This window comes from Geodermatophilus obscurus (assembly GCF_900143215.1).
Classification (GTDB): domain Bacteria; phylum Actinomycetota; class Actinomycetes; order Mycobacteriales; family Geodermatophilaceae; genus Geodermatophilus; species Geodermatophilus obscurus_A.
Window position 1 is genome coordinate 1 of record NZ_FRDM01000052.1, and the last position, 23701, is coordinate 23701.

17 protein-coding genes are annotated in these 23701 nt (G+C 75.4%); 12 read left to right on the plus strand and 5 right to left on the minus strand.

Features of this window, described 5'->3' with window-relative positions; all coding sequences use genetic code 11:
- Window positions 1-254 precede the first annotated feature (254 nt).
- From BUB17_RS23165 to BUB17_RS23180, 3 genes are read left to right on the plus strand one after another with little or no spacing between them, the layout of a single operon-like run.
- Window positions 255-1619, plus strand: a complete 1365-nt coding sequence (locus BUB17_RS23165; RefSeq protein WP_072921015.1) for a lipopolysaccharide biosynthesis protein — start codon at window positions 255-257, stop codon at window positions 1617-1619.
- Window positions 1616-3706, plus strand: coding sequence for a glycosyltransferase (locus BUB17_RS25740; protein WP_141243169.1), 2091 nt, complete (start codon window positions 1616-1618; stop codon window positions 3704-3706). The genes BUB17_RS23165 and BUB17_RS25740 overlap by 4 nt, the downstream gene beginning before the upstream one ends.
- Window positions 3703-4680 (plus strand): glycosyltransferase family 2 protein, encoded by a 978-nt coding sequence (locus tag BUB17_RS23180; RefSeq protein WP_072921016.1) that lies wholly within the window; start codon window positions 3703-3705, stop codon window positions 4678-4680. Before BUB17_RS25740 ends, BUB17_RS23180 begins: the two co-directional genes overlap by 4 nt.
- An 8-nt stretch (window positions 4681-4688) precedes the next feature.
- Here the strand turns inward: BUB17_RS23180 and BUB17_RS23185 are convergent, their stop codons facing one another.
- On the minus strand, window positions 4689-5705 hold the full coding sequence (locus BUB17_RS23185; RefSeq protein ID WP_208983596.1) for a glycosyltransferase family protein: 1017 nt from the start codon (window positions 5703-5705) through the stop codon (window positions 4689-4691).
- 116 nt (window positions 5706-5821) lie between these two features.
- On the opposite strand from BUB17_RS23185, the gene BUB17_RS23190 reads away from it, so the two are divergent.
- Window positions 5822-6883 (plus strand): glycosyltransferase family 4 protein, encoded by a 1062-nt coding sequence (locus tag BUB17_RS23190; protein ID WP_208983598.1) that lies wholly within the window; start codon window positions 5822-5824, stop codon window positions 6881-6883.
- Between the two features lie 14 nt (window positions 6884-6897).
- On the opposite strand, the gene BUB17_RS23195 is transcribed toward BUB17_RS23190, so the two are convergent.
- The gene (locus BUB17_RS23195; protein ID WP_072921017.1) at window positions 6898-8142 is read right to left on the minus strand and encodes a hypothetical protein; all 1245 of its coding nucleotides are present in this window, start codon (window positions 8140-8142) and stop codon (window positions 6898-6900) included.
- 150 nt (window positions 8143-8292) lie between these two features.
- On the opposite strand from BUB17_RS23195, the gene BUB17_RS23200 reads away from it, so the two are divergent.
- The 4 genes from BUB17_RS23200 to mfd all read left to right on the plus strand — a co-directional run bounded on the left by BUB17_RS23200 (window position 8293) and on the right by mfd (window position 14559).
- Entirely contained in the window at window positions 8293-9711 is a 1419-nt protein-coding gene (locus BUB17_RS23200; RefSeq protein WP_072921018.1) for a tyrosine-protein kinase domain-containing protein, read from the plus strand.
- The gene (locus tag BUB17_RS23205; protein WP_072921019.1) at window positions 9708-10358 is read left to right on the plus strand and encodes an arsenate reductase/protein-tyrosine-phosphatase family protein; all 651 of its coding nucleotides are present in this window, start codon (window positions 9708-9710) and stop codon (window positions 10356-10358) included. Before BUB17_RS23200 ends, BUB17_RS23205 begins: the two co-directional genes overlap by 4 nt.
- Before the next feature lie 79 nt (window positions 10359-10437).
- A complete protein-coding gene (locus BUB17_RS23210) occupies window positions 10438-10887 on the plus strand; it encodes an FAD synthase family protein (RefSeq protein WP_072921020.1) in 450 nt (149 codons plus the stop codon).
- A gap of 135 nt (window positions 10888-11022) precedes the next feature.
- Entirely contained in the window at window positions 11023-14559 is a 3537-nt protein-coding gene (gene mfd / locus BUB17_RS23215) for a transcription-repair coupling factor (RefSeq protein WP_208983600.1), read from the plus strand.
- Window positions 14560-14677: 118 nt separating this feature from the next.
- Here mfd and BUB17_RS23220 read toward each other — a convergent pair whose 3' ends face one another.
- Window positions 14678-17593 carry an acetoacetate--CoA ligase gene (locus BUB17_RS23220; RefSeq protein WP_072921021.1) on the minus strand — a complete coding sequence of 972 codons (2916 nt, stop codon included), beginning with the start codon at window positions 17591-17593 and terminating at the stop codon, window positions 14678-14680.
- Window positions 17590-18264, minus strand: a complete 675-nt coding sequence (locus BUB17_RS23225) for a 4'-phosphopantetheinyl transferase family protein (RefSeq protein ID WP_072921022.1) — start codon at window positions 18262-18264, stop codon at window positions 17590-17592. Before BUB17_RS23225 ends, BUB17_RS23220 begins: the two co-directional genes overlap by 4 nt.
- 133 nt (window positions 18265-18397) lie before the next feature.
- On the opposite strand from BUB17_RS23225, the gene BUB17_RS23230 reads away from it, so the two are divergent.
- From BUB17_RS23230 to BUB17_RS23240, 3 genes are all read left to right on the plus strand, one after another.
- Entirely contained in the window at window positions 18398-19390 is a 993-nt protein-coding gene (locus BUB17_RS23230; protein WP_083606563.1) for a SurA N-terminal domain-containing protein, read from the plus strand.
- Between the two features lie 4 nt (window positions 19391-19394).
- Window positions 19395-20309 carry a nucleoside triphosphate pyrophosphohydrolase gene (locus BUB17_RS23235; protein ID WP_083606562.1) on the plus strand — a complete coding sequence of 305 codons (915 nt, stop codon included), beginning with the start codon at window positions 19395-19397 and terminating at the stop codon, window positions 20307-20309.
- A gap of 164 nt (window positions 20310-20473) precedes the next feature.
- Entirely contained in the window at window positions 20474-22273 is a 1800-nt protein-coding gene (locus tag BUB17_RS23240; RefSeq protein ID WP_244277444.1) for an HNH endonuclease signature motif containing protein, read from the plus strand.
- 244 nt (window positions 22274-22517) lie between these two features.
- Here the strand turns inward: BUB17_RS23240 and BUB17_RS23245 are convergent, their stop codons facing one another.
- Window positions 22518-23123 carry a dihydrofolate reductase family protein gene (locus BUB17_RS23245; protein WP_072921026.1) on the minus strand — a complete coding sequence of 202 codons (606 nt, stop codon included), beginning with the start codon at window positions 23121-23123 and terminating at the stop codon, window positions 22518-22520.
- 88 nt (window positions 23124-23211) lie between these two features.
- On the opposite strand from BUB17_RS23245, the gene BUB17_RS23250 reads away from it, so the two are divergent.
- Window positions 23212-23454 carry a hypothetical protein gene (locus BUB17_RS23250; protein ID WP_072921027.1) on the plus strand — a complete coding sequence of 81 codons (243 nt, stop codon included), beginning with the start codon at window positions 23212-23214 and terminating at the stop codon, window positions 23452-23454.
- The last annotated feature ends 247 nt before the right edge of the window (window positions 23455-23701 follow it).

Sequence of the window (23701 nt, forward strand, 5' to 3'; positions counted from 1 at the left end):
CCGGCGGGATCGGGGTGGCCGGGTTCCTGTCGGGCACGGCGACCGCGCCGGTCACCGTCCGCGTCGACGACGTGTGGGCCGGCCCCGCCGGCACCACCCCGGCGGCTCACCCCGCGGGGTGACGGAGCTGGTCGCGACCGGCGGCAACGGCCCGCGCGGCTGACATGGTGGATCAGCCCCGTCCCGCCTCCCCCGAGGAGTGCCCGGGACGGGGCTGATCCGTGTCTGCCCGGCCCGCTGAGAGGAACCCGCCGATGAGCGTGTCCACGGCCCCGCCGCCGGCGGTGGACAGCGGACCGCCCAGCCACTGGGCGGGCGTGGCGCGCAGCGTCGGCGCCAAGGTCGCGGTGCTGCCGGTGTCCGCGCTCCTCGGCATCGTGCTGACCCGCCTGGTGATCGACACCTACGGCGAGGCCGCGTTCGCCCAGTACGGACTGCTGGTGGCGATCGGTGCCCTGCTGCCGTTCGCCGACCTCGGGATGTCGGCGGCGGTGATGAACGCCGTCGCCGCCAGCGCCGACCCGTCCTCCGACCCCCGGGTCCACCGGGTCCTGGTCACGGCCGTCCGTGTCCTCGTCGGCTCGGCGACGGCCCTGGCCGCGGTCGCCGTCGTCCTCTCGGCCACGGGGCTCTGGCCGGTCCTGCTGGGGGAGGGGCTGCTGCCGGGGTCCGGCCCGGCGGTCGCCACGGTGTGCCTCCTGCTGATCGCCGCGTCGATGCCGGTCGGGATCGGCCAGCGGATCCTCGCCGGTCTCGGCCGCAACCACCTGTCCGTCGTCGTCCTCGGCTCGCAGACGCCGCTGGTCCTCGGGATCGTCGCCCTGCTCGTGTGGTGGGACGTCGCCGCGGGCCCCGCGGTCGCCGTGGTGGCCTACGCGGTGACCCTGGCGCTGTCCGTCGCGCTGACCGCCGTCGCCGCTGCCTCCCTCGACCCGGTCGTCGGGCGGGCGGTGCGGGACGCGTTCCGGCTGCGGACCGTGCGCGGTGACCGGGTCGTGCACCTGGCCTGGCCGATGCTGGTGCAGATGCTCGCCCTGCCGCTGGCGATGCAGACCGACCGGATCGTCCTCAGCCACCGGGCCGGCACCTCCGCGCTGGCGGAGTACAACCTCGCCGCGCAGATGTTCACACCGGTCTGGGCGGTCGTCAGTGCCGGAGGCATCACCCTCTGGTCGTCGTTCGCGCGGGCGCGGGCCTCGGGGCGGCCGGTCTCCCCGTTCGCCACGGCCTGGGTGTTCGCGGCCGCAGCGGCGGCGATGGCCGGCGTGGTGGCGCTGGCCTCCCCGCTCCTGGCCGACCTCGCCTCTGGCGGGGGGATCGCACTCGGGGGCCCGCTCGTGGCCGCCTTCGTCGTCCTCATGTGCCTGCAGGGCCTCAAGTACCCGCTGGGCATGGCCATGACCGACGCGGCGGGCCTGCGCTTCCAGGCCGTGATGGTCGTGCTGATGCTGCCGGTGAACGTCGGCCTGTCGTGGTGGCTGGCGGGGCCACTGGGAGCGGCCGGCCCGGTGGTCGGCTCGGTCGTCGGCGTCGGGGTCTTCCAGTGCCTGGCCAACGCCTCCCACGTCCGCCGGCGGCTCCGCGCTGCGGCGAGCGGGGGCGCGGAGGCCGCACGGTGAGCCGGGAGGACGCCGACGGGCGTCTCGGCATCGTCGTCGTGAACTACGGCTCCGCCTCCCTCGTCGCCGAGAACCTGGGGCGGGTCGACCTCACCGGGGTGCCCGTGCACGTCGTCCTGGTCGACAACCACACCAGCGACGCCGAGGCCGACGCCGTGCGCGCCCTGGCCGCGGCACACGGCTGGCAGGCGGTGCTGCTCCCGGACAACCGCGGCTTCGGCAGCGCGGTCAACGCCGGGGTGGCGGCCGCCCGCGAGGCCGGCTGCGTGTGCTTCCTGGTGCTCAACCCCGACGCCACGGCGACCGCGGAGGTCGTCGACGAGCTGCGCCGGGAGAGCCTGCGCCGTCCCTCCGCGCTCGTCTCGCCCCGCGTGCTCAGGCCGGACGGCACCGTCTGGTTCGACGGGGCGCTGCTCGACCTGGCCGACGGCGCCACCCGCCGAGGCGGCCCGGCCGCGCTGCACCGCCCGCCCGCACGCACGCAGCCGTGGATCACCGGGGCCTGTCTCGCCGTGCACCGCGACCTGTGGGACCGGCTGGGCGGCTTCGACGAGGACTACTTCCTCTACTGGGAGGACGTCGACCTCAGCGCGCGCTGCCTGGCAGCCGGGGGAGAGCTCGTCGTGCGCGAGGACCTGGTCGCCCACCACGACGTCGGCGGCACGCAGGCCGCCGGGGCGGGGCGGGCCAAGTCGGCCGTCTACCACCGCTACAACTGCCGCAACCGGCTGCTCTTCGCCGCCCGCCACCTCTCCCGGCGCCGGGTGCTCGCGTGGGCGTGGCGGACGCCGGGGGCGACCCGCGACGTCCTGCTGCGCGGCGGCCGCCGCCCGCTCCTGCGGCAGCCCGGCCTCGCGCTCGCCGCCGTCCGGGGCAGCGCGGAGGGTCTCCGGCACGTCCTCGCGGCCCTGCTCCGCCGTCCGTGCGCCGACGCGGCCGGACCCGTCCTCGTGGTGCACCCCGGCGCCGAGCTCTACGGCTCGGACCGGATGCTGGCCGAGTCGGTCGCCGGGCTGGTCGGCCGAGGGCACCGGGTCACCGTGGCGCTGCCCGCAGCGGGGCCCCTGGGAGAGGTCCTCGAGGAGCTCGGGGCCGAGGTCGTCCCCTGCCCCATGCCCGTGCTGCGCAAGTCGGCGCTGTCGCCGCGTGGTGCGGCGACGCTGCTGCGCGACGTGGTCCGGGGAACGGTCCCCGCCGTGCGCCTGATCCGGCGGCGGGGCGCGGCCGGTGTGTACGTGAGCACCCAGGTCATCCCGCTCTGGGCGCCGCTCGCCCGGCTGCTCGGACGGCGGGTGGTCACGCACGTCCACGAGGCCGAGGGAACCGCGCCGCGGCTGCTGCGGCTCCTGCTCGCCCTCCCGGTCCTGCTGGCCGACCGGATCGTGGTCAACAGCCGGTACAGCCGCGAGGTCCTCCTCGGCTCGCTACCGCGCACCCTCGCCCGGGGAGCCGGGCGCCGCTCGACCGTCGTCTACAACGGGGTGGCCGGCCCGCCCCGCGGAACGGCGGCCCGCCCGGAGGTCCCCGGCAGGCTCCGGCTGCTCTACGTCGGCCGCCTGTCGCCGCGCAAGGGGCCGCACGTCGCCCTGGCCGCGCTGGCGGAGCTCCGGGCCCGGGGGTGCGACGCCGAGCTGACGCTGGCGGGATCGGTCTTCCCCGGCTACGAGTGGTACGAGGCCGAACTGCGCGCGACGGCGACCACCCTCGGGGTCGACGACGCCGTCCGGCTGATCGGCTTCGTCCCCGACGTGTGGGGCGTCCTCGGCTCCTCCGACGTGGTCCTCGTCCCCTCGCTGCAGGACGAGCCGTTCGGCAACACCGCCGTCGAGGCGGTGCTCGCCGCCCGGCCGGTGGTGGTGAGCGCCACGAGCGGGTTGCGGGAGGCCGTGCACGGGTTCGGGTCGGCGCAGGCCGTGCCGCCGGGGGACGCGGCCGCCTGGGCCGATGCCGTCGAGCGGGTGGCCGGCTCGTGGCCGGCGTACGCGCAGACCGCCCTCGCCGACGCCGGACGGGCCCGGGGCCGGTACGACGTCCACCGCTACCGGTCCGAGATCGCCGCCATCGTGGTCGACCAGGAGAAGACGTGACAGCCCAGCACCCCACCAGCGCAGGAACGGTCACCATCGGCGTGCTGACGTTCCGGAGGCCACACGACCTCGCCGCCGTGCTGCCGATGCTCGTCCGGCAGGCGGCGGACGTGCGGGAGCTGGGGTACGCCGTCGAGGTCCTCGTCGTGGACAACGACGCCGACGCGAGCGCCCGGGACGTGGTGCGGCCGTGGGCGTCGGAGACGGTGCGCTGCGTCGTCGAGCCCACCCCGGGCATCGCCGCCGCCCGCAACCGGGCGATCGCCGAGGCGCACGGGTCGGACCTGCTCGTCTTCATCGACGACGACGAGCGTCCCCACGACCGCTGGCTGGAGCACCTGCTCGCCACCCGGCGGCGGACCGGCGCCCACGCGGTGGCCGGCGCCGTGGTCTCCGACCTCCCCGGCGAGCTGGACGCCTGGGTCGCCGCCGGCGACTTCTTCCGTCGGCGGCGGCTGCCCACCGGCACGCCGATCGACGTCGCCGCGACCAACAACCTGCTGCTCGACCTGTCCTTCGTCCGGAGCCGCGAACTGCGCTTCGACGAGCGGTTCGGGCTGAGCGGGGGCAGCGACACCCTGTTCACCCGCCGACTGGTCGCCGAGGGCGGACTGCTCGTGTGGTGCGACGAGGCCGTCGTGACCGACCAGGTGCCCGCCGAGCGGCTGACCCGGCAGTGGGTGCTCCGCCGGGCCTTCCGCTCGGGCAACTCCTCGTCCCGGGTCGACATCGTCCTGGCGCCGGGGGCTGCCGGGCGGACGGCGGCGCGCACCCGGGCGGGAGTCCGCGGCTCGCTCCGGCTCGCCGGGGGTGCGGCCCGCTGGGCGCTCGGCGTCCTCACGCGGGCCGACTCCCACGCGGCCCGCGGTCTCCGGACGGCGGCCCGGGGCTCGGGCATGCTCGCCGCGGTCGGGGGGATGGTCTACCGCGAGTACCGGCGCGATGTGCGGCCCCGGCGGGTCCACGCGGCCTGAACGGACGGCTACCGGCGCGCCCGGTCCCGGGCCTGCCGGTAGACGGCGACGTGGGCCGCGGCCGCCCCGTCCCACTCCCGCCGGGACAGGTCCGGGCGCGGCGCCCGGCGCTCGTCCCGCGCCCCGGCGAGGGCCCGTCGCAACGTCTCGGCGGTCAGCTCGCCCCCGTAGCGGCGGACCCAGCCGGGGCCGACCTCCGCGGCGAGCTCCGCGGTGACCGCGTTGTCGGGGACGAGCAGGGGCCGGTCGAGGGACAGGGCCAGCAGGGCGGCCCCGGAGTTGTGCATGTCCCGGTAGGGCAGGACGACGAGCTCCGCCTCCGTCACGGCGGCGACGAGCTCGGCGTCGTCCAGGTGGCGCAGCGTCAGCCGGACGCGGTCGCCGTCGCCGGCGGCGTCGCGCACCTCGGCCGCGGTCTCCGCCGAGTCCGGCGCACCGGCGACGTGCAGCGTCAGCCCCGGGTCGTCCGCCGCGGCAGTGCGGAACGCCGCGACCAGACCGGGCACGTCCTTGTAGGGGCGGATGAGCCCCGCGAACACGAGGGAGCCCGGTCGCGGGTCCCGGTGCGGGTGGCGCTCGAACCACCCCCGGTAGTGGCCGTGCGCGACGGTCACGCCCGGGACGCCCTCGGTCGCGGGCGTGCGGTCGTTGAGCCGGACGTGTGCGGTGGTCCGCCGCTCGGCCTGCCGGAGCAGCCAGGCGGCGACCCCGGACCGCTCCTGGTGGGGGCGCAGGTTGTGCACCGTCCGGACGACGGCCGTGCGGCGCAGGCGCAGCCGCAGCAGCAGGACGGCGAAGAGGACCTGACGGGCCGCCGTGCGCAGACGACCGCGTCCGCTGACCAGGATCTCCGGCCAGTGCACGTGCAGCACGTCGTACCGGCCGGCCAGGGCGCGTCGCCAGGTGAACGTCCCGACCTGCAGCCCGGGCACCTCGTCGAGCGCCTGCCGGAGCATCACGAGGTAGGGGTTGGTCGTCGGCCGGGGCTCCGGGAAGGACTGCAGGACCCGCAGCGGTCGGTCCACGGTCAGCGTCTCCTCTCGGCCGCGCCCGCGACCGAGCCCTCCGGGTGGCGCCCTCCGGCGGTGGGCCGCACCTATGCTCACACGCTGTGCGTCCCACGTTGCACAGGCGTGCGCGCGTGTACGACACCGTGCGCAGCGCGCACCTGGAGCGCGCCCACCGGCTGGCGCCGGCGAGCATCCTCTACCGCCGGCACCGCTACGACTTCGACCCCGCGCTCGCCGAGGGGCTGGACCTCCACCAGGGTGGTCTGCTCGGCTCGGCGGTGACGGTCCTCCGGTCCGGGCTCACCTCCGTGGAGGTCAACGAGCCGCTGATGCGTCCGAGCGTGGCGCGGACGGCGGCGCTGGTCGCCGTCGCCCGCGCAGCTGCCCGGCTGCGCCGCCGGGAGCTGTTCCTGACCGCCTACGCGATCGAGAACCGGGACCCCTTCGGCCCGGGCCGCCCCCCGACCGTGCGCGCCCGGGTCCGGACGGCGCTGGACCGGGCCGCCGGCCGGTACGTCGCCCGGCACCTGGACCGCGTCGCCTTCGGGACGGCGGCCGCCGAGGCGCTCTACGACTCCCTGCTCGGCCCGGAGCTGGCCGGGGTGCGACGGGCGCTCGTCCCGGCGCTGTCGTCGCCGTGCGACTGCCCTCCGGGAACCGGCTTCCGGGACGGGCGGGTGCTGTTCCTCGGCGCGCTGACCGACCGCAAGGGCGTGTCGCAGCTGCTGGACGCGTGGCCGGAGGTCGTCGCGCGCCGGCCCGACGCCCGGCTGGCCGTCGTCGGCTCGGGGCCGCTGCAGCCGCAGGTCGCGGACGTGGCCGCCCGCGAGGCGAGCGTCGAGCTCGTGGTGGGGCCGCCGCGGGCGCGGGTGCACGAGCTGCTGCGCGAGTCGGCGGTGCTCGTCCTGCTGTCGCAGCGGACGCCCACCTGGCGCGAACAGGTCGGGCTGCCGATCGTCGAGGCGCTGGCCCACGGCTGCTCGGTGGTCACGACCGACGAGACCGGCCTGGCGCGCTGGCTCACCGAGCACGGGCACGACGTGCTCCCCCCGGGCGCGCCCGCCCTCGCGGTGGCCGGCGCGGTCGTCCGGGCCCTGGACCGGCGCCGTCCGCCGGAGTCGGTCCTGGCCGACCTGCCACGGACCGACGGGCGGCTCGACGCCGACGCCTGGCTGTCCGCCGCTCCGGCCTGACCGTCCCGCCCCGGTCAGGCCGGGCCGGGCCGGTCCTCGTCCGGCGCCCGCGCCGCCCCCAGGGCGACCAGGACGGCGAGGAGCACCGCGGTCGACGTCCACTCGAGCGTGTCGAAGGACGCGAACATCAGCACGACGACGAGGGCACCGGCGCGGGTGCTGCGGTCGCCGCGGAGCAGTCCCACCCCGACCGCCGCCACGAGGCAGAGGACGCCGACCAGCCCGGAGAGCGCGAAGGTGGTGACGAGCTGGTTGTCCACGGCGAAGAACCCGTCCCGCTGGAGCAGCCCGTCGGCGTAGAGCGTGAGCAGGGAGCCCTCGCCGCTGCCGAAGAGCGTCTCCGGCAGCGGGCGGCCGAGCAGCCGGCCCACCGCCTCGAGGGCACCCAGCCGGTGGGTGAGCGATCCCGTCCCCTCGAGGGACGTGAGGGCGGGGTGGGCGGGGACGTCGCTGACCAGGACCGCCACCCCCGCGGCGAGGAGGACGACGACGCGGCCGGCCGCGCCCGTCCTCGTCGCGCCCGGCCACAGCAGCCCGGCGAGCAGGCCGGCCAGCAGGACGAGGGCGGCGCTGCGGCTCCCGGACAGCAGCACGCCGGACGCGCAGGCCGCCGTGAGGACCAGGCGGGGAACCGGCCGCAGCCGGCGCGCGGTCGCCGCGAGCGCCGCGGCCGCCGCCATCAGCGTCCCGAAGGGGATGGGGTGGGCCATCGTCCCGGTGGTCCGGCCCCCCACCGCGGGCAGCAGCTCGTTGGAGCCGAAGACCGAGCCGGCCTCGCCCAGCAGGCCCCACGGCGCGGGCAGCCCGAGGAAGGCGCTGGCGGCGGCGAACGCCAGCTGGGCCAGCGCGAGGGCGATCACGACGGCGACGACGACGTCCCTGTCGGCCGGCGTGCAGTGCGCGGCGAGCAGGCAGCAGCCGGCCAGCAGCACGGTCGTGAGCGCGCCGCGCAGGAGGTCGGGAAGCGTCCCGTGCTGCACCGTGGAGAGCGTCGCGGCGGCCCCGACCGCCAGGAGGAGGACCGCGGGAGCCGACCAGCGGAGCCGGGGCGCGTGCAGACCCGCGCAGGCGAGGAGGGCGAGGACGGCCAGGCCGAGCAGGGCCCAGGCCACCGTGCCGGAGACCCGTGAGGTCGGCACGAACGTGACGAGGACCAGGACCGCACCGAGCGCGGTGCTCGGCCGGCTCAGGCGTCCGGACGACGGCTGCGGCGTCGGCCCGGTCCGGGACCGGTCACGGAGCAGCCCCGGCGTGGTCACCGGGCCAGTCTGGGGGTCCGCCCCGGCTGCGGACCGGCGCCGTCCGCGGACCTCCCCCGTCGGGGTGAGGACGCTCGGGGAGGGCCCGACCACTGCGTAGCTTCTGCCGCGACGGCAGTCCGTCACGACCCGCGCTGTGGAGGAGAACCGATGACCCTGTCCGCCTTCCTCGGGGTGCTCCGCCGCAGGTCCTCGTGGCTGCTGGTGAGCGTCCTCGTCGGGCTGACGGTCGCCGGTGCCGGCTCCGCGGCAGCGACCCGCCTCTACACGGCGGAGGCGAGCCTGTTCTTCGCCCTCGAGTACGGGGACTCTGCCGGCGACCTCGCGCAGGGCTCGAACTACCTGCAGAGCCAGGTCTCCTCCTTCGCGCTGCTCGCCGGGACGCCGACGGTGCTCGGGCCGGCCGGCGAGCGCGCCGGGGTGTCCGCGGACGCCCGCTCCCTGGCCGGCCGGGTCACGGCGACCGTGGTGCCGGAGACGGTCGTGGTCCGCATCGCCGCCACCGACCCCTCGCCGGCCCGCGCGGCCGCGATCGCCGACGCCGTGGCCGACCAGCTGGAGCGCACCGTCGAGCAGCTCTCCCCGGCGGGTGAGGACGGCTCGCGAGCGGTCCGCGCCACCACCGTCGCCTCGGCCGACGTCCCGACGGCGCCGGTCTCCCCGAGGACCTCGCTCAACCTCGCGGTCGGCGTGCTGGCCGGTCTGCTCGCCGGCTGCGCCGCGGCCCTCGTGCGTGACCTCCTGGACAACCGCGTGCGGGACGCCGGGGTGGTCGCGGAGCTCACCGGTGTCCCTGTCGTGGGCGCGATCCCGGCACGGTCTCCCCGGTCGGCACCGGGCGCCGTCGTCGAGACCGACTCGCACAGCGTGGCCGCCGAGGCCTTCCGGCACCTGCGGACGAACCTGCAGTTCGTCGGCGTGCAGGACGAGGACCAGGGCGGCGCGCGGGTGCTGGCGGTCACCTCGTCCCGGCCGGGTGAGGGCAAGTCCACGGTCGCGGTCAACCTCGCCGCGGCGCTCGCCGAGACGGGCGCCCGGGTGCTCCTGGTCGACGCCGACCTGCGACGCCCGGCGATCGCCGACCGCCTCGGGCTGGAGGCGGCCGCCGGCCTCACCACGGTCCTGCTCGGGCGCGCCACCGTGGCCGACCTCGTCCAGGACTGGGGGACCGAGGGGCTGCACGTGCTCGCGTCGGGTCCCGTCCCGCCCAACCCCAGCGAGCTGCTCGGGTCGCCTGCCATGCGCCGGCTGCTGGAGCGGTTGCGCGACGAGTACGACCACGTCGTCCTCGATACCGCCCCGGTGCTCCCGGTGGCCGACGCCGCCATCCTGTCCCGCTCGGTGGACGGCCTGCTCGTCCTCGCCAACGCCACCCGGGTACGCCGGCCGCAGCTCACCGAGACACTGCGCTCGCTGGCCCAGGTCGGCGGCACGGTGCTGGGCGTCGTGCTCAACCAGGTCCGCCGGGACGAGGACGTCTACGGCTACGCCGCGGAGGCCCAGCCGCCTGCCCGGGTGGGTGAGCTGCCGGCCGTCCCCGTGCCGGCGGGTCGGATCGGGCAGCTGTGACGGGCGGGTCGGGAGCCGGCCGGGACTTCGCCGTCCTGGTCCTGTGCACGGCGAACATCTGCCGCTCGCCGGTCGCCGAGGCGCACCTGCGGTTCCAGCTGGGGCCGGACGCCGACGTCGCGATCAGCAGCGCCGGCCTGCGGGCGCGCACCGATGAGCCCGTCTGGCCGGCCATGGCCGAGGCCGCGGGGATCCCGCTCGCCGGCTTCACCGCGCGGCAGGTCGACCCGGACCTGCTGCGGCGGGCGGACCTCGTCCTCACCATGACCCGTGCCCAGCGGGCGGCCGCGGTCGACCTCGCGCCGGCCACGGTGCGGCGGAGCTTCACGCTGCGGGAGTTCGCCGACCTCGCGCTGCTGGCGTCCTGGGCCGGACCGCTCGCGGCCGCGTCGCCCGGCCGGCGGCTGGCCGGCCTGACCGCGGCGGCGCCCCGGTTCCGGGCCCGCCGGGTCGCCGGCGTCCACGACGACATCGAGGACCCCTACGGCCGGGACCGGGCGGCGTACGAGCAGGCCGACACCGAGGTGCGCCAGGCCGTCGCGGTCGTGGCCACGCTGGTCCGCGAGCCGTCCGCCGCGGAGACGACCTTCACCCAGGGTGACGTCGACCCGGTGGTCGGCCGCCCAGCGTCTCGCCCCTTCGGGTGAGCGCACCCGTTCTCGTGACTCAGTGTGACCGGAACCCCGTTAGCGTGGGCCGGTCCGACCATCCCCGGGGGGAAGCACGATGACGGTGATCGGCTATGCACCAGGCGCCTACGACCTGTTCCACATCGGCCACCTGAACGTCCTGCGGCGCGCGGCAGAGCACTGCGACCACCTCGTCGCCGGGGTGGTGTCCGACGAGGTGCTGCTGCTGACCAAGGGCCGGGCGCCGGTCGTCCCGCTCGCCGAGCGGATGGAGATCGTCGGCAACCTTCGCTGCGTCGACTCCGTCCACGCCGAGACGGTGCCCGACAAGATCAACACCTGGCGCGAGGTCGGGTTCGACGTGATCTTCAAGGGCGACGACTGGCGGGGCACGCCCAAGGGCGACCGGCTGGAGCGCGACTTCGCCGCGGTGGGCGTCCGCGTGCACTACTTCCCGTACACGATGCACACCTCGAGCACCCAGCTGCGCCGCGCGCTCGACGCGCTCGCCGGCCGGGCCCGGCGCCGGGAGGCCCTGACCTCCTGATGCGGCCCTGCTGCAGGGGCCCGCGGCGAGCTCGCGAGCCGTGGGGGCAGCGGGGTCCTTCGTCTAACCTGGAGGTCCGGCCCCCCGCGCACCCGGCGCGCCGTGCGCGGCCACCCGACCTCAGGAGACCTCTTCGTGACCCTCCGCGGCGTGCTCGACGTCGTCCTCACCGACCCCGGGATGGCCCGCGTCGTGGCCGCCGCGGGGAACGCGGAGCTGGCGGTCACCGCACCGCCGTCCGTGCAGCCGCTGGTCGCCGCGGCCCTCGCCACACCACGGGGCGGCGCCGGCGTGCCCGTCCTCGTCCTGACGGCGGGGGAGCGGGACGCCGACGCGGTCGCCGACCAGCTGCGGTGCTTCCTCCCCGACCGGCGCACCGAGGTGTTCCCGGCCTGGGAGACGCTGCCGCACGAGCGGCTCTCCCCGCGCGCGGACACCGTCGGCCGGCGGCTGGCGGTGCTGCGCGACCTGACCCACCCCGGCGCCAACGGCACGATCGACGTCCTGGTGGCGCCGGTGCGCAGCGTGCTGCAGCCGCTGGCCCCGGGTCTGGGCGACCTCGTCCCGGTCGAGCTGGAGCCGGGCGACACCGCCGAGCTCGACGACGTCGCCCGCGCGCTCGCGGACGCCGCCTACACCCGCGTGGAGCTGGTCGAGAAGCGCGGCGAGTTCGCCGTCCGCGGCGGCCTGCTCGACGTCTTCCCGCCCACCGAGCCGCACCCGGTCCGCGTCGAGTTCTGGGGCGACGAGGTCGACGAGCTGCGCTACTTCTCCGCCGCTGACCAGCGCTCGCTCGACGAGCGCCCGGATCGGCTGTGGGCGCCGCCGTGCCGCGAGCTGCTGCTCACCGACCGCGTCCGGGAGCGGGCGGCCGCGCTGGCGGCCGAGCACCCCGGCCTGCTGGCGATCCTCGGCAAGCTGGCCGAGGGGATCGCCGTGGAGGGCATGGAATCGCTGACCCCGGCGCTCATCGAGGGGGACCTCCAGCTCCTCACCGACCTGGTGCCGGCGGGCACGCACGTGCTGGTGTGCGACCCCGAGCGGGTGCGCAGCCGTGCCGCGGACCTGGTGCGCACCGCCGATGAGTTCCTCGCCGCGTCCTGGGCCACGGCGGCGGAGGCGGGGGAGGCACCGATCGACCTCGGTGCGTCCTCCTTCCGCGCCCTGGCGGAGATCGAGGCCGCCGCCCGCGGTCGCGGCCTGCCGTGGTGGACGACGGGCGCCTTCACCCTGGCCACCGAGGAGGACGACACCCACGTCCCCCTCGACGCGACGACCGTCGAGCGTTTCCACGGTGACCAGGCCCAGGCGATCGACCGGATGCGCGCCTGGCACCGGCAGGGCTGGCGGGTCGTGGTGACCTTCGCCGGTCCCGGCCCCGCGCAGCGCGCCGCCGACCAGTTCACCGAGGCCGACCTCGGCACCCGGCTGGTGCCCGACGTCGCCGGCGCGCCGGACCCGCGGCTCACCCACGTCACGCAGGGCAACCTGGAGTCCGGCTTCGCCTTCCCCGGCGTCGGCCTGGCGCTGCTCACCGAGCACGACCTCACCGGCCAGCGCGGGACGACGATGCGCGACGCGGGAAAGATGCCCGCGCGCCGCCGCAACGCCGTCGACCTGGTGCAGCTGCAGCCCGGCGACCTGGTCGTCCACGAGCACCACGGCATCGGCCGCTACGTCGAGATGGTCAGCCGCACCGTCAACGGCGGTCAGCGCGACTACCTGATCGTCGAGTACGCGCCGTCGAAGCGGAACCAGCCGCCGGACCGGCTCTTCGTGCCCACCGACGCCCTCGACCAGCTGACCCGCTACGTCGGCGGCGAGGCCCCGGCGCTGTCCAAGCTCGGCGGCGCGGACTGGCAGAAGACCAAGGGCCAGGCGCGCCGGGCGGTCAAGCAGATCGCCGCGGAGCTCATCCGGCTGTACTCGGCGCGGATGGCGACCAAGGGACACGCCTACGGCCCGGACACCGTCTGGCAGCGCGAGCTGGAGGACGCCTTCCCGTTCCAGGAGACGCCCGACCAGCTCGGCGCGATCGACGAGGTCAAGGCCGACATGATGCAGCCGGTCCCGATGGACCGGATCATCTGCGGCGACGTCGGCTACGGGAAGACCGAGATCGCCGTGCGCGCCGCGTTCAAGGCGGTGCAGGACGGCAAGCAGGTCGCCGTCCTGGTGCCGACGACGCTGCTGGCCAACCAGCACTTCAAGACCTTCGCCGAGCGGTTCGCCCAGTTCCCGGTGACCGTCGCGGTGCTCTCGCGGTTCCAGTCGAAGTCCGAGAGCGACGAGATCATCCGCAAGCTGGCCGCCGGCGAGATCGACGTCCTGGTCGGCACCCACCGGCTGCTGCAGCCGACCACGCGGTTCAAGGACCTCGGCCTGGTCATCGTCGACGAGGAGCAGCGCTTCGGCGTCGAGCACAAGGAGTACCTGAAGAGCGTGCGGACGGCGGTCGACGTGCTGTCGATGTCGGCCACGCCGATCCCCCGCACGCTGGAGATGTCGCTGACCGGCATCCGCGAGATGTCGACGATCCTCACCCCGCCCGAGGAGCGGCACCCCGTGCTGACCTACGTGGGCGCCTGGGACGACAAGCAGATGGCGGCCGCCATCCGCCGCGAGCTGCTCCGCGACGGGCAGGTCTTCGTCATCCACAACCGGGTGCAGTCGATCGACAAGGCCGCGGCCAAGATCCGGCAGCTCGTCCCCGAGGCCCGCGTCGCGGTCGGTCACGGGCAGATGAAGGAGCACGAGCTCGAGCGGATCATGGTCGGCTTCTGGGAGAAGGAGTACGACGTCCTGGTGGCGACGACGATCGTCGAGTCCGGCCTGGACATCCCGAACGCCAACACCCTGATCGTCGACCGGGCCGACACCTTCGGCCTCTCCCAGCTGCACCAGATCCGCGGGCGGGTCGGCCGCGGGCGGGAGCGGGCCTACGCCTACTTCACCTACGACCCCTCGCGGCCGCTGACCGAAACCTCGGTCGACCGGCTGACCACCATCGCGCACAACACCGACCTCGGTGCCGGCATGGCGGTGGCGATGAAGGACCTGGAGATCCGCGGCTCGGGCAACCTGCTCGGCGGCGAGCAGTCCGGGCACATCGCCGGCGTCGGGTTCGACCTGTACGTGCGACTGGTCGGCGAGGCGGTCACCGACTACCGGGCGCAGCTCAACGGCGAGGAGCCGCCGACCGAGCCGGCCGACGTCCGGGTGGACCTGCCGGTCGACGCCCACCTGCCGCACGACTACGTGCCCGGCGAGCGGCTGCGGATGGAGGCCTACCGCAAGGTGGCCTCGGTGCAGTCCGACGAGCAGGCCCAAGCCGTGCTCGACGAGCTCACCGACCGCTACGGCGCCCCGCCGGCCCCGGTGCTCAACCTGCTCGCGGTGGCCCGCTTCCGGGCCGCCGTCCGGCAGTGGGGGATCACCGAGGTGTCCATGCAGGGCCGGGCGATCCGGATCTCACCCGTCCCGCTGCCGGAGTCCAAGCAGCTGCGGCTGGCCCGGCTGGCCGACGGTGCCACCTACAAGTCCGCCGTCGACACCATCTCGCTCAAGGTGCCGCTCGGCCCGGACCGGCGGACGCCGCTGCGGGACGTGGCGCTGCTGGACCACCTGCGGTCGCTGCTGGCCGCCCTCCTCGAGCAGCCCGTCGCCGCCTGAAGTCGTCCCGACGAGTGGGGGCCGGAGGCCTCCGCGAGGAGCGGCCCCGTCCCGGGTCCCCGGCCTCCTGCAGGGTTCCGCCGCGAGCTCGCGAGAGGCGGGGGCGAGGGGTCCTTCCTCATCGCAGCGTCGCGGAGACCCGCGCGGCCAGCGAGCCGACGAACCGCGCGCTGAGGACACTCGGGCGGCTGTCGTTGTGGTCCCCGTGGTGGCCGGGCACCTCGGTCACCAGCAGGTGCGGAGCCACCCGGCGCCAGGCGGCCAGCGAGTTGCCGACGAGCGGCGGGCGACCCTCGGCGAGGTAGTAGGTGACCGGACCGGCGTAGGGCGCGGGCCGCCAGCAGTTGGCCGCCTCGTAGGAACCCTGGAAGAACTCGTCCTCCGTCGCCGCGGAGTCGTGGCGGGCCGGGAGCCGCAGCCGCCGGGTCAGCGCGGCGCGCCCCTCGCCGGAGAGGACGGTCTCCACGCGGCCGACCCACCGTCGGGCGCGCGCCTCCGCCGGGGTGAGGGCGGCCAGCGGGGGCAGGACGTCGATCAGGCCCAGATAGCCGACGGGTTCGCCCGCTGCCTGCAGCGCGGTCGCCATCGCGTAGGCCACGAGGCCGCCGAAGGAGTAGCCCAGCAGGCTGTACGGGCCCGAGGGCTGCACCAGCCGCAGCCGTGCCACGGCGTCCTCGGCGACCTCGACGACCGATCGCCGGCGCCCCTCGTGCGTCAGGGGCACCCGGATGCCGTGGATCGGGCGCTCGGTGTCCACCTGCTGCACCAGCGCGGCGTAGGAGTTCAGCTGCCCCCACGCGTCGCCGAGGACGAACACCGGTCGGCCGTGCCCGGCACGCAGCAGGGGGACCTCCGGGGCGGCAGCCGAGCGTGCCCGGCCGACGGCGCCGGTCAGCCCCGCGAGGGTCGGCTCCGCGAGGAACTCCGGCAGGGGGACGTCGACGCCGAGTTCGAGCCGGACCCTTCGCAGCAGGCTCATCACCTGGCGGGACGTGCCGCCCGAGTCGAAGAAGTCGTCCTCCGGTCCGGTCCGGGACCCGCCCAGGACGTCGCGCCAGAGGGGACGGAGGTCCTCCAGGACATCCGTGTCCGGGGTGCCGGGCCCCGTGTGGACCGGGGCCGCGACGTCCGCGTCCGGCGCCCGGACGGCCGTCCGGATGGCCTCGAGGCACTCCGGGTTGCGCAGGGCCGCGGCGTTGACGACCGGGTCGCCGTTGACCGCGTCCCGGGCCGCACGCTCCGAGCGCTTCCCGTTGTGGGTGAGCGGCAGCTCGGGGACGTCGACGACCACCGAGGGCACGTGCGCCGCGGAGGCCTCCTGCCGCAGCGTCCGGCGGATCCCCCGGGCCAGGTCGTCGTCGAACCGGGCGCCCGGCCGCAGCACGACCAGCAGCACCATGCGGGAGGAGCCCGGGCGGTCGGGGTCGCGCTGCTCGACCGCCATCGCGTCGGCGAGCTCCGGGACGCCGCGCAGCGCGGTGTAGACCTCGCTCGGCCCGATCCGCAGTCCGTCGACGTTCAGGACGCCGTCCGACCGGCCGTGCAGCCGCGCCGACCCGTCGGGGTCGAAGTCGACGAGGTCACCGTGGGTCCACGTGCCGGGGTGGGCGGCGAAGTAGGCGGCGTGGAACCGGGCGCCGTCGGGGTCGCGCAGGAAGCCGACCGGGCGGGACGGGAACGGTCGCCGGCACACCAGCTCACCGACCGCCCCGACGACCTCGCGGCCGTCCTCGTCCACCGCGGCGACGTCCAGTCCCAGGCTGCGGACCTGGCACCGGCCGCGACGGACGGGCAGCTCGGGGGAGCCCAGGACGAAGCAGCCGATGATGTCCGTGCCCCCGGAGACCGACTGCAGCGGCAGGGGACCGATCGCCTCGGCCACCCAGTCGAACTGCCAGTCGTGCAGCACCGCCCCGGTCGAGAGGACGGCGCGCAGCCGGCTCAGGTCGACGGCGTCGGCGGGGCGGTAGGCGCCGTCCTGGCACAACTGCAGGTACGCGGGGCTGGTGCCGAAGACGGTCACCCCGTGGTCGGCGACGAGCTGCCACAGCGTCTCCGGCCCGCTGACCGGACCGTCGTAGAGGACGACGTGCGCACCGACGGCGAGGGCGGACACCTGCCAGTTCCACATCATCCAGGCGGTGGTGGTGTGGAAGTAGAGCGTGTCCGCAGGGCTCAGGTCGCCGTGCAGGCGGTGCTCCTTGACGTGCTCCAGGAGCGTGCCGCCGGCGCCGTGGACCATGGCCTTCGGCGGGCCCGTGGTGCCCGAGGAGAACATCACGAACAGCGGGGTGTCGAACGGGCGGCGCTCCCAGACCGGTCCCGGTCCGGGGAGCCCGTCGAGGTCGGCCAGCCGGTCGACCGGGAGCCCGGCCGCCGGCAGGGCCCGGTCGTCCAGGACGAGCAGCCGGCGCACGGTGGGCAGCCCGGCCACCAGCGCGGAAACGGTGTCGTCGGCCATCCCGGCGCGGTCGAGGACCAGCAGCGCCGGCTCCACCTGCTCGAAGCGACCCAGCAGCGCGGCGGCGCCCATGTCGGGGACGGCGGTGGCGACCGCTGCGCCGAGCGCCGCGGCGGCGAGCGTCACGACCACGGTGCGCGCGGTGTTGGGCGCGACGAGCACCACGCGGTCACCCGCGCGCAGGCCGAGCCCGGCGAGGACGCCGGCGGTCCGCTGGACCTCGGCCCGCAGCTGCCCGCGGCTGAGCCGTTCCACCGGGCGGTCGGCGTGCACCGAGGTGACTGCGGGCCGGTCGTCGTCCACGCCGGGCAGCGGCCGCAGCAGCGCCTCGGCGTAGTTGAGCCGGACATCGGGGAAGAAGCGGGCGGTCTCGACGTCCCCCTCGGTCAGGACGACGTCGGCCGAGCCGCACCAGGGCAGCTCCGACCACTCCAGCAGCGTCCGCCAGAACCGGTCGGGCTGCTCCACGGAGAAGGCGTGCAGCGCGCCGGGGGTGGGCAGTTCGGCGCCGGCCACCTCCTCGCAGCGGGCGCGGAACCCGGCGAGCTGCGGAACCGTGGGGGCGAGCGTCATCGGGTCCTCTCCTCGTTCCGGGCGACCGCCAGGCTGGCCACCCATCCCTCCGGTACCGGCACGTCGCGGACCGACCAGCCGGCCACCGTGCCGGCCTGCTGCCCGATCGGCGTCACCGTGGTGCGGGGGTCCTCGAGCAGGCCGGTGCCGCGGGCCTTGAGCACGGCCTCCTTCTGCGTCCACGCCCGCGCGGTGGCGACGGCGCGGGCCGTCGCCGGGAGCCGGGTGAGCGCGCACTGCTCGACGGGGCTGAGCCAGCGCTCGCCGAGGACGTCCGTCGTCCAGGGTGTCACCTGCTCGATGTCGACCCCGACGCGGCAGTCGCGGCCCACGGCGACCAGGCCCAGGTCGCCGCCTGCCGAGCAGCTGACGTCCAGGCCGGGCACCTCCACACCGGGACGGCCGGACGGGGCGGTGCGGAGGGGAACCGCGCCGGGGGACACCCCGAGCTCGGCAGCCAGGGCGACCCGCAGGGCGGCCCTGAGGAGCACGCGGCGGCGGTGGACGGCGGGTGTGCCGCGCCGCGCGCGGGCCAGCTCGGCCGGCGTCAGGACGCTCGCCGCTCGGGCCGTCGCCTCGTCGTGCGCGGTCAGGTCGACCAGCCGGACGGCGACGTCGGCACCGGCCGCTGTGGTGTCCGCGCAGGTCGCAGCGGTGCTGGCCAGAGGCATCCGGCGATGGTGGCAGCGGGTCCCGCGCGACGGAACCCCTCCGGTACGGAACCCCCCCAGGTGGGGGAGCGGCGCCCACCCCGTTGGGTACAGGGTGCGCTCCCGGCCACCCCGGCTGTGGCACGCTCCGATCGTGCAGACGCGTCGCCTGACCGCATCGCTGGCCGTGGGCCTGGTCGCGCTGGCCGGGGTGGCCGGTTGCCGCACCGACCCGGGCGTGGCCGCCTACGTCGGCGACGAGCAGGTGACCGTCGACGAGCTGACGACCGCGGTCGACACCCGCCTCGAGGACCCGGCACTGGCCGCGGCCGCCACGGGGCGCGAGGACGAGTTCACCCGGCTGGTCCTCAACCGGCTGGTGCAGGCCGAGCTCTACGACCGGTTCGCGCAGCGCTACGGCGTCACGGTGGACGACGGCGACGTGCGGGCGCGGCTCGACGAGCTGCTCGCCGGCGAGGACCCGGAGGCGCTCTACGCGCAGGCCGCCGCCCAGGGCGTCGCGCGGGCCGACGTCGTCGAGACCGTCCGCCAGCAGGTGCTGCGCCAGCGGGTCGCCGAGGCCCAGGGGCTGGCCGGTGGGCTGAGCGAGGAGGAGTTGCGCGCGGCGTACCAGGAGCAGGCGCCGTCGCTCGCGCAGGTCCGGTTGGGCTACGTCAACGTCCCCGACCAGGCCACCGCCGACGCCGCGGTCGCCGCGCTGAACGCCGACCCGGGTGCCTATCCCGCGGTCGCCGCGCAGTACCCCGGCGCGGCCACGCTGCCCGAGGTGATGACGCGCGCGCCCGACCAGGTGCCGGCGCCGCTGGCCGACGTGGTCGCGTCCGCCGTGCCGAACTCGGCCACCTCGCTCACGCTGCCCGACCTGCCCGGCGTCCTGGTGGTCTTCGTCGGCGAGCCGGCCGTGCCCAGCTTCGAGGAGGCCCGTCCGCAGCTGGAGGAGACCGCCCGGGGCGAGTCCGACGCCGCCGTGCAGCAACTGGTCGCCGACGTCAGCGCCGGCATCGACGTCACGGTGAACCCGCGCTTCGGCGTCATCGAGGACGGCACGATCGCCCCGTCCGACGGCGGGGTCGTCGACATCCTCGAGGAGGCGGGCGGCACCGCACCGGCGGCTGCCGGAGACTGACCGGGTGCCCGTCGCGCTCGCCGTCGTCGTCCACCCCGCCCTCCCCGGCCTGTTCGGCCCGGCCGCCTGGCGGGCCCTGTCGAGCGGGCGCCCGGTCGTCGCGCTGCCCGGCGCCGCCGCGGCCGCCGACGCGCTGCGCGACGAGGGCCGGCCGGTGGACGACGTCCCGGATGCCGCCGCCGCCGCCGCCCGCCCGGACAGCGTGGTCGCCCTCGTCCCGGCAGGAGTCGAGGTGGACGCCGGGGAGGTCGTCGCCGCCCCGCCGGTGCCGGGCGGCCGGCTGCTCGACGTCGTCCGGGTGATGGACGTGCTGCGCTCACCCGGCGGCTGCCCGTGGGACGCCGAGCAGACGCATGCCTCGCTGCGCGGTTACCTGCTCGAGGAGGCGCACGAGGCCTACGACGCGATCGTCGACGACGACCCGGCCGGCATGCGCGAGGAACTCGGCGACGTGCTGCTGCAGGTCGTCTTCCACGCCCGCGTGGCCGCCGAGGCCGACCCCGGCCGGCGCTTCGACGTCGACGACGTCGCCGGCGACCTGGTCGACAAGCTGGTCCGGCGGCACCCGCACGTGTTCGGCGACGCCGGTCCGCGGGACGTGGCGCAGGTCGAGGTGGGCTGGGAGGAGATCAAGAAGACCGAGAAGCAGCGGCGCTCGCCGACCGAGGGCGTCTCGCGCTCGCAACCCGCGGCCTCGTGGGGCGCGGCGCTGGTGCGCCGGGCGGCTCGCGCCGGCCTGTCCACGCCAGAGCCGGCCGAACTCGGCTCTCCAAGCCCCGAGGAGCTGGGGGAGCGGCTGCTGGCCGTCGTCACCGCCGCGGAACAGCGCGGCTGGGACGTCGAGGACGCGCTGCGCGAGGCGGTCCGCCGCTTCGCCGGCGAGCTGGACGCCGAGGCGGAGTCGCGCGCGGCCGAGTGACCCGAGCCGGTCACGGGCCCGTCGGTCCACAGGGGCATGCATCCTCCACAACCTCTTTCCGCTCGTCAGCGAGCTGCTCATCGGATAGCATCGAACACGTGTTCGACGCTGTCAGGCCTCCGGGGTGGGAGGGTGCCTCGTCGGTCGAGCGCGGCTTGACCGCAGTGCTGGAGCGGCCGACGGCGGGGGCTGGCTCGTGTGTCGTCGACGGGGTGTACCCGGCGCTGCGTTGGGCTCGGGACTGGGAGGTCGAGCTCGCGGAGGGGGGCGTTGCCGAGCTGGACCGGCTGCTGGCCGCGGGTGCCCGGCCGCTGGCGCGGGCTGCGGCGGCGTCGCGGGAGATCGCCCGCCTCTCGGCTGTGGTCGCGACGTCGCTGGCCGAGTTCGCCCGCTGCCGTCCGGCGGCGCTGTTCGATCGGCGACCCGGGGAGCGCGGCGCGATGTCGGCGGCCACCCGGGCGGCCCGGCCGGCGGCGTTGACCGAGGTGAGCGAGTGGGCGGTCGACGAGGTGGCGCCGACGCTGCGGGTCAGCGGTCCGGCAGCCACCGCGCAACTGACCGACGCGCTGGTGCTGGTCGAGCGGCTGCCGCTGACCCGGCAGCTGATGTCCCGCGGTGAGCTGAGCCCGGCGCACGCGCGGCAGATGATCAACACCGTCGGGCCGGTGGCCGACGAGGCGCTGCGCGTCGACATCGAGGCGCACGTGCTGGGCCTGCTCGAGGACAAGACGCCGCCGCAGCTGGGCGACTGTGCCCGCCGGATCGTGCTCCGCCGGGATGCCGAGGCCGCCGGGCGCAAGCTCGTGGCCGCGATCCGAGAACGTGGCGTGTGGTTGCACGACCGGCGCGACGGCACCGGCACCGTGGCCATCGACCTGCCGATGCCCGCGGCGGCGGCCGTCTACCGGCGGCTGGAGGCCTACGCCCAGCAGCTGCGGAGCGATGGCGACGAGCGGACCAAGCAGCAGCGGATGGCCGACGTGCTCTGCGACCTGGTGCTGCGCCCCGACGAGCACGGCCTGCCGCCGGTCACCGTCGCACTGACCCTGGTGGCCACCCTGGAGACGATGCTCGGTGGCACCGAGCCCGGGCAGGTCGAGGGGCACCTGGTGTCCGCGGAGATGGTTCGCGAGCTGGCCTGCACCTTCGGCCTGCTGCCACGTCCGGCGCCCGACCTCGACGACCTGTCCGGTGAGCCGGGCGGTGCCAGGACCGCCGTGGCCGGACCTGATCCCGACTGCGGGGCACCGACCCCGTCACCCACATCGACACCACCACCGGCGCCGACCGACGACGACGCTCGGCAACCCGCCGAGCCCGCGTCGCCACACGGCGCCGAGTCAGGTGCCACGCCGGTGCGGGACCGCCCGTTGTCGGAGTGGATGACCCTGGCGGCAGCCCGGCACGAGGAGGCCGTTGCCGCGGGGCTGGCCGGTGCCCGGCAGGCGATCGAGGACGGGGTGTGGACCGACGGCGAGCTGCGCGCCGTTCTCGACCTGGGCGATCTCATCGGCGTCCGTGACATGGCGGGTACCGGCCTGGCGCACCGGCCGCGCATCGCGATCGTGGACAAGCTGCGGGGCAGCCTGGTCGCCCTCACGGATGCCACCGGCGTCCGCCGCGGGGAAGCCCTCGGCCCGCCGCCGAAGACCGACGGCTACGCCCCGGGTGCCGCACTGGACCGGTTCGTGCGGCTGCGTGACCGGCGCTGCCGCTTCCCGGGCTGCCGCAGGCGGGCCCGCGGCTGCGACCTCGACCATCAACGGGAGTGGCCTGACGGGCCGACCGCGCACCACAACCTGTGTTGCCTGTGCGAGCACCACCACCGGCTCAAGCACCAGGCGCCCGGCTGGCGCTTCGACGAGGCCGATGACGGAGCGCTGGAGATCACCATGCCCAACGGCGAGGCGCTGGTCAGCCACGTCCCCCGCTTCGGGACCGACCTCGACATCCCGCCGTACTAGCAGTGCCGTACCAACAGTGGGTGTCCCCGGAAGGCGTCCGACTCAGAGCGAACAGCGCTGTCAGCGCCCCTTGCACTTCCGCATCGGTCGCGAGACAGCCGCCACGATCTCACGCGAACTCGCGGACGAGACAGGCGCCATCATCGCCGAGCAAGATGGTCAGACGCTGGGCTGTCTCATGACCAAGCCGGTCGACCGCGGCCTGTAGTTCGGGTGGCCGTCCGGACCGGCGGACGGGGCGATGTCACGCAGGGGCGCCGAGCGGCGGGTGCTCGAGCACGCGGGGCTTGTACTCGACCAGCTGGATGCGGCCGTCGAAGGTGCGGTGCTCGATCATCTCGAGGGCGACGTCCGGATAGCCGTCGTAGATGCGTTCTGCGCCCGTGGCCCCGGTGATCACCGGGAAGATCCCGACCCGGAAGCGGTCGACGAGTCCGGCTCGTAGCAGGGACCGGCACAGGCTGAGGCTGCCGATCGTGCTGAGGAGCCCCGAGCCACTCGACTTCGTGGCGCGGACCGCCTCGACGGCGTCGTCGCGGACGAGCGTGGAGTTGGCCCACGTCAGTGGCTCCTCGAGTGAGGAGGAGAACACCACCTTGGACGCTCGCGTGAGCTCGTCGACGGACGCCTCTTCTTCGGGCCTGAACTCGTCTTGGCCATCCGGGACCTCGCCGGCGGCGAAGCCCGACATCAGGCGGTAGGTGTTCGCTCCCATCAGGTAGGTGACCTCGGGCTGCTCGCCGAGCCACGCGAGGTACTCCGGGCCCTCGAGGCCCCAGAACCCGGGCCATCCCTCTCCCGATGCGTAGCCGTCGAGGGAGGTGATGAAATCGACGAGAAGCTCCGACATGGCGGGGTCCTTTCCTCGGGTGTCACGAGCGTGGACCGGCCGGGAGCCACGAACTCATCGGCCGCGCTGTGGGGTGACGAGGAAACCCATGACGCTGCAACGTCCCGAGTTGTCGCAGCTAGATCTCGACATGGAGCAGGTGAGGGTCCGCATCGGCGACGACGAGATCCTGGTGTCGTGGCACCCTCCTGAGCGGCCACCGGATGGCCAGCGTCACGGCGCGGAAGGCACATGCGTCACCGACAGCGGCGAGGTCATCGTCGTCAGTCGCGACGGGCAATGCTGGAAGTTCCCCGCCGGTCGACCTGAGACTGAGCTCCGGTCGCCCTGAGCGCCCCCCTAGGGGACACCCCGCTGCATGATCAGGCGAAATCAGACGGGCTGACGCCCACACGACAGCAAGACTGCTGCTATGCCACCGGTCGATGCTGCGGGGGAACCAGTCTGGCGGGACCTCGACACACCGCGCGTCCCCTCGGAGCCTGAGCCTTGATCCGCCGGTGAGCTTTTTCAGCTGATGTGATCCTGCTCGGTGGAATGGTTCCTGGTGATGGGCGTGCGGTGATCGCCGGTCGGGC

Excerpts from the sequence above, each read along its gene's own strand:
- BUB17_RS23200 (WP_072921018.1), top strand. The coding sequence starts at position 8,293 with ATGACCCTGTCCGCCTTCCTCGGGGTGCTCCGCCGCAGGTCCTCGTGG.
- BUB17_RS23225 (WP_072921022.1), bottom strand. The coding sequence starts at position 18,264 with ATGCCTCTGGCCAGCACCGCTGCGACCTGCGCGGACACCACAGCGGCC.
- BUB17_RS23245 (WP_072921026.1), bottom strand. The coding sequence starts at position 23,123 with ATGTCGGAGCTTCTCGTCGATTTCATCACCTCCCTCGACGGCTACGCA.
- BUB17_RS23165 (WP_072921015.1), top strand. The coding sequence starts at position 255 with ATGAGCGTGTCCACGGCCCCGCCGCCGGCGGTGGACAGCGGACCGCCC.
- BUB17_RS23250 (WP_072921027.1), top strand. The coding sequence starts at position 23,212 with ATGACGCTGCAACGTCCCGAGTTGTCGCAGCTAGATCTCGACATGGAG.
- BUB17_RS23210 (WP_072921020.1), top strand. The coding sequence starts at position 10,438 with ATGACGGTGATCGGCTATGCACCAGGCGCCTACGACCTGTTCCACATC.
- BUB17_RS23220 (WP_072921021.1), bottom strand. The coding sequence starts at position 17,593 with ATGACGCTCGCCCCCACGGTTCCGCAGCTCGCCGGGTTCCGCGCCCGC.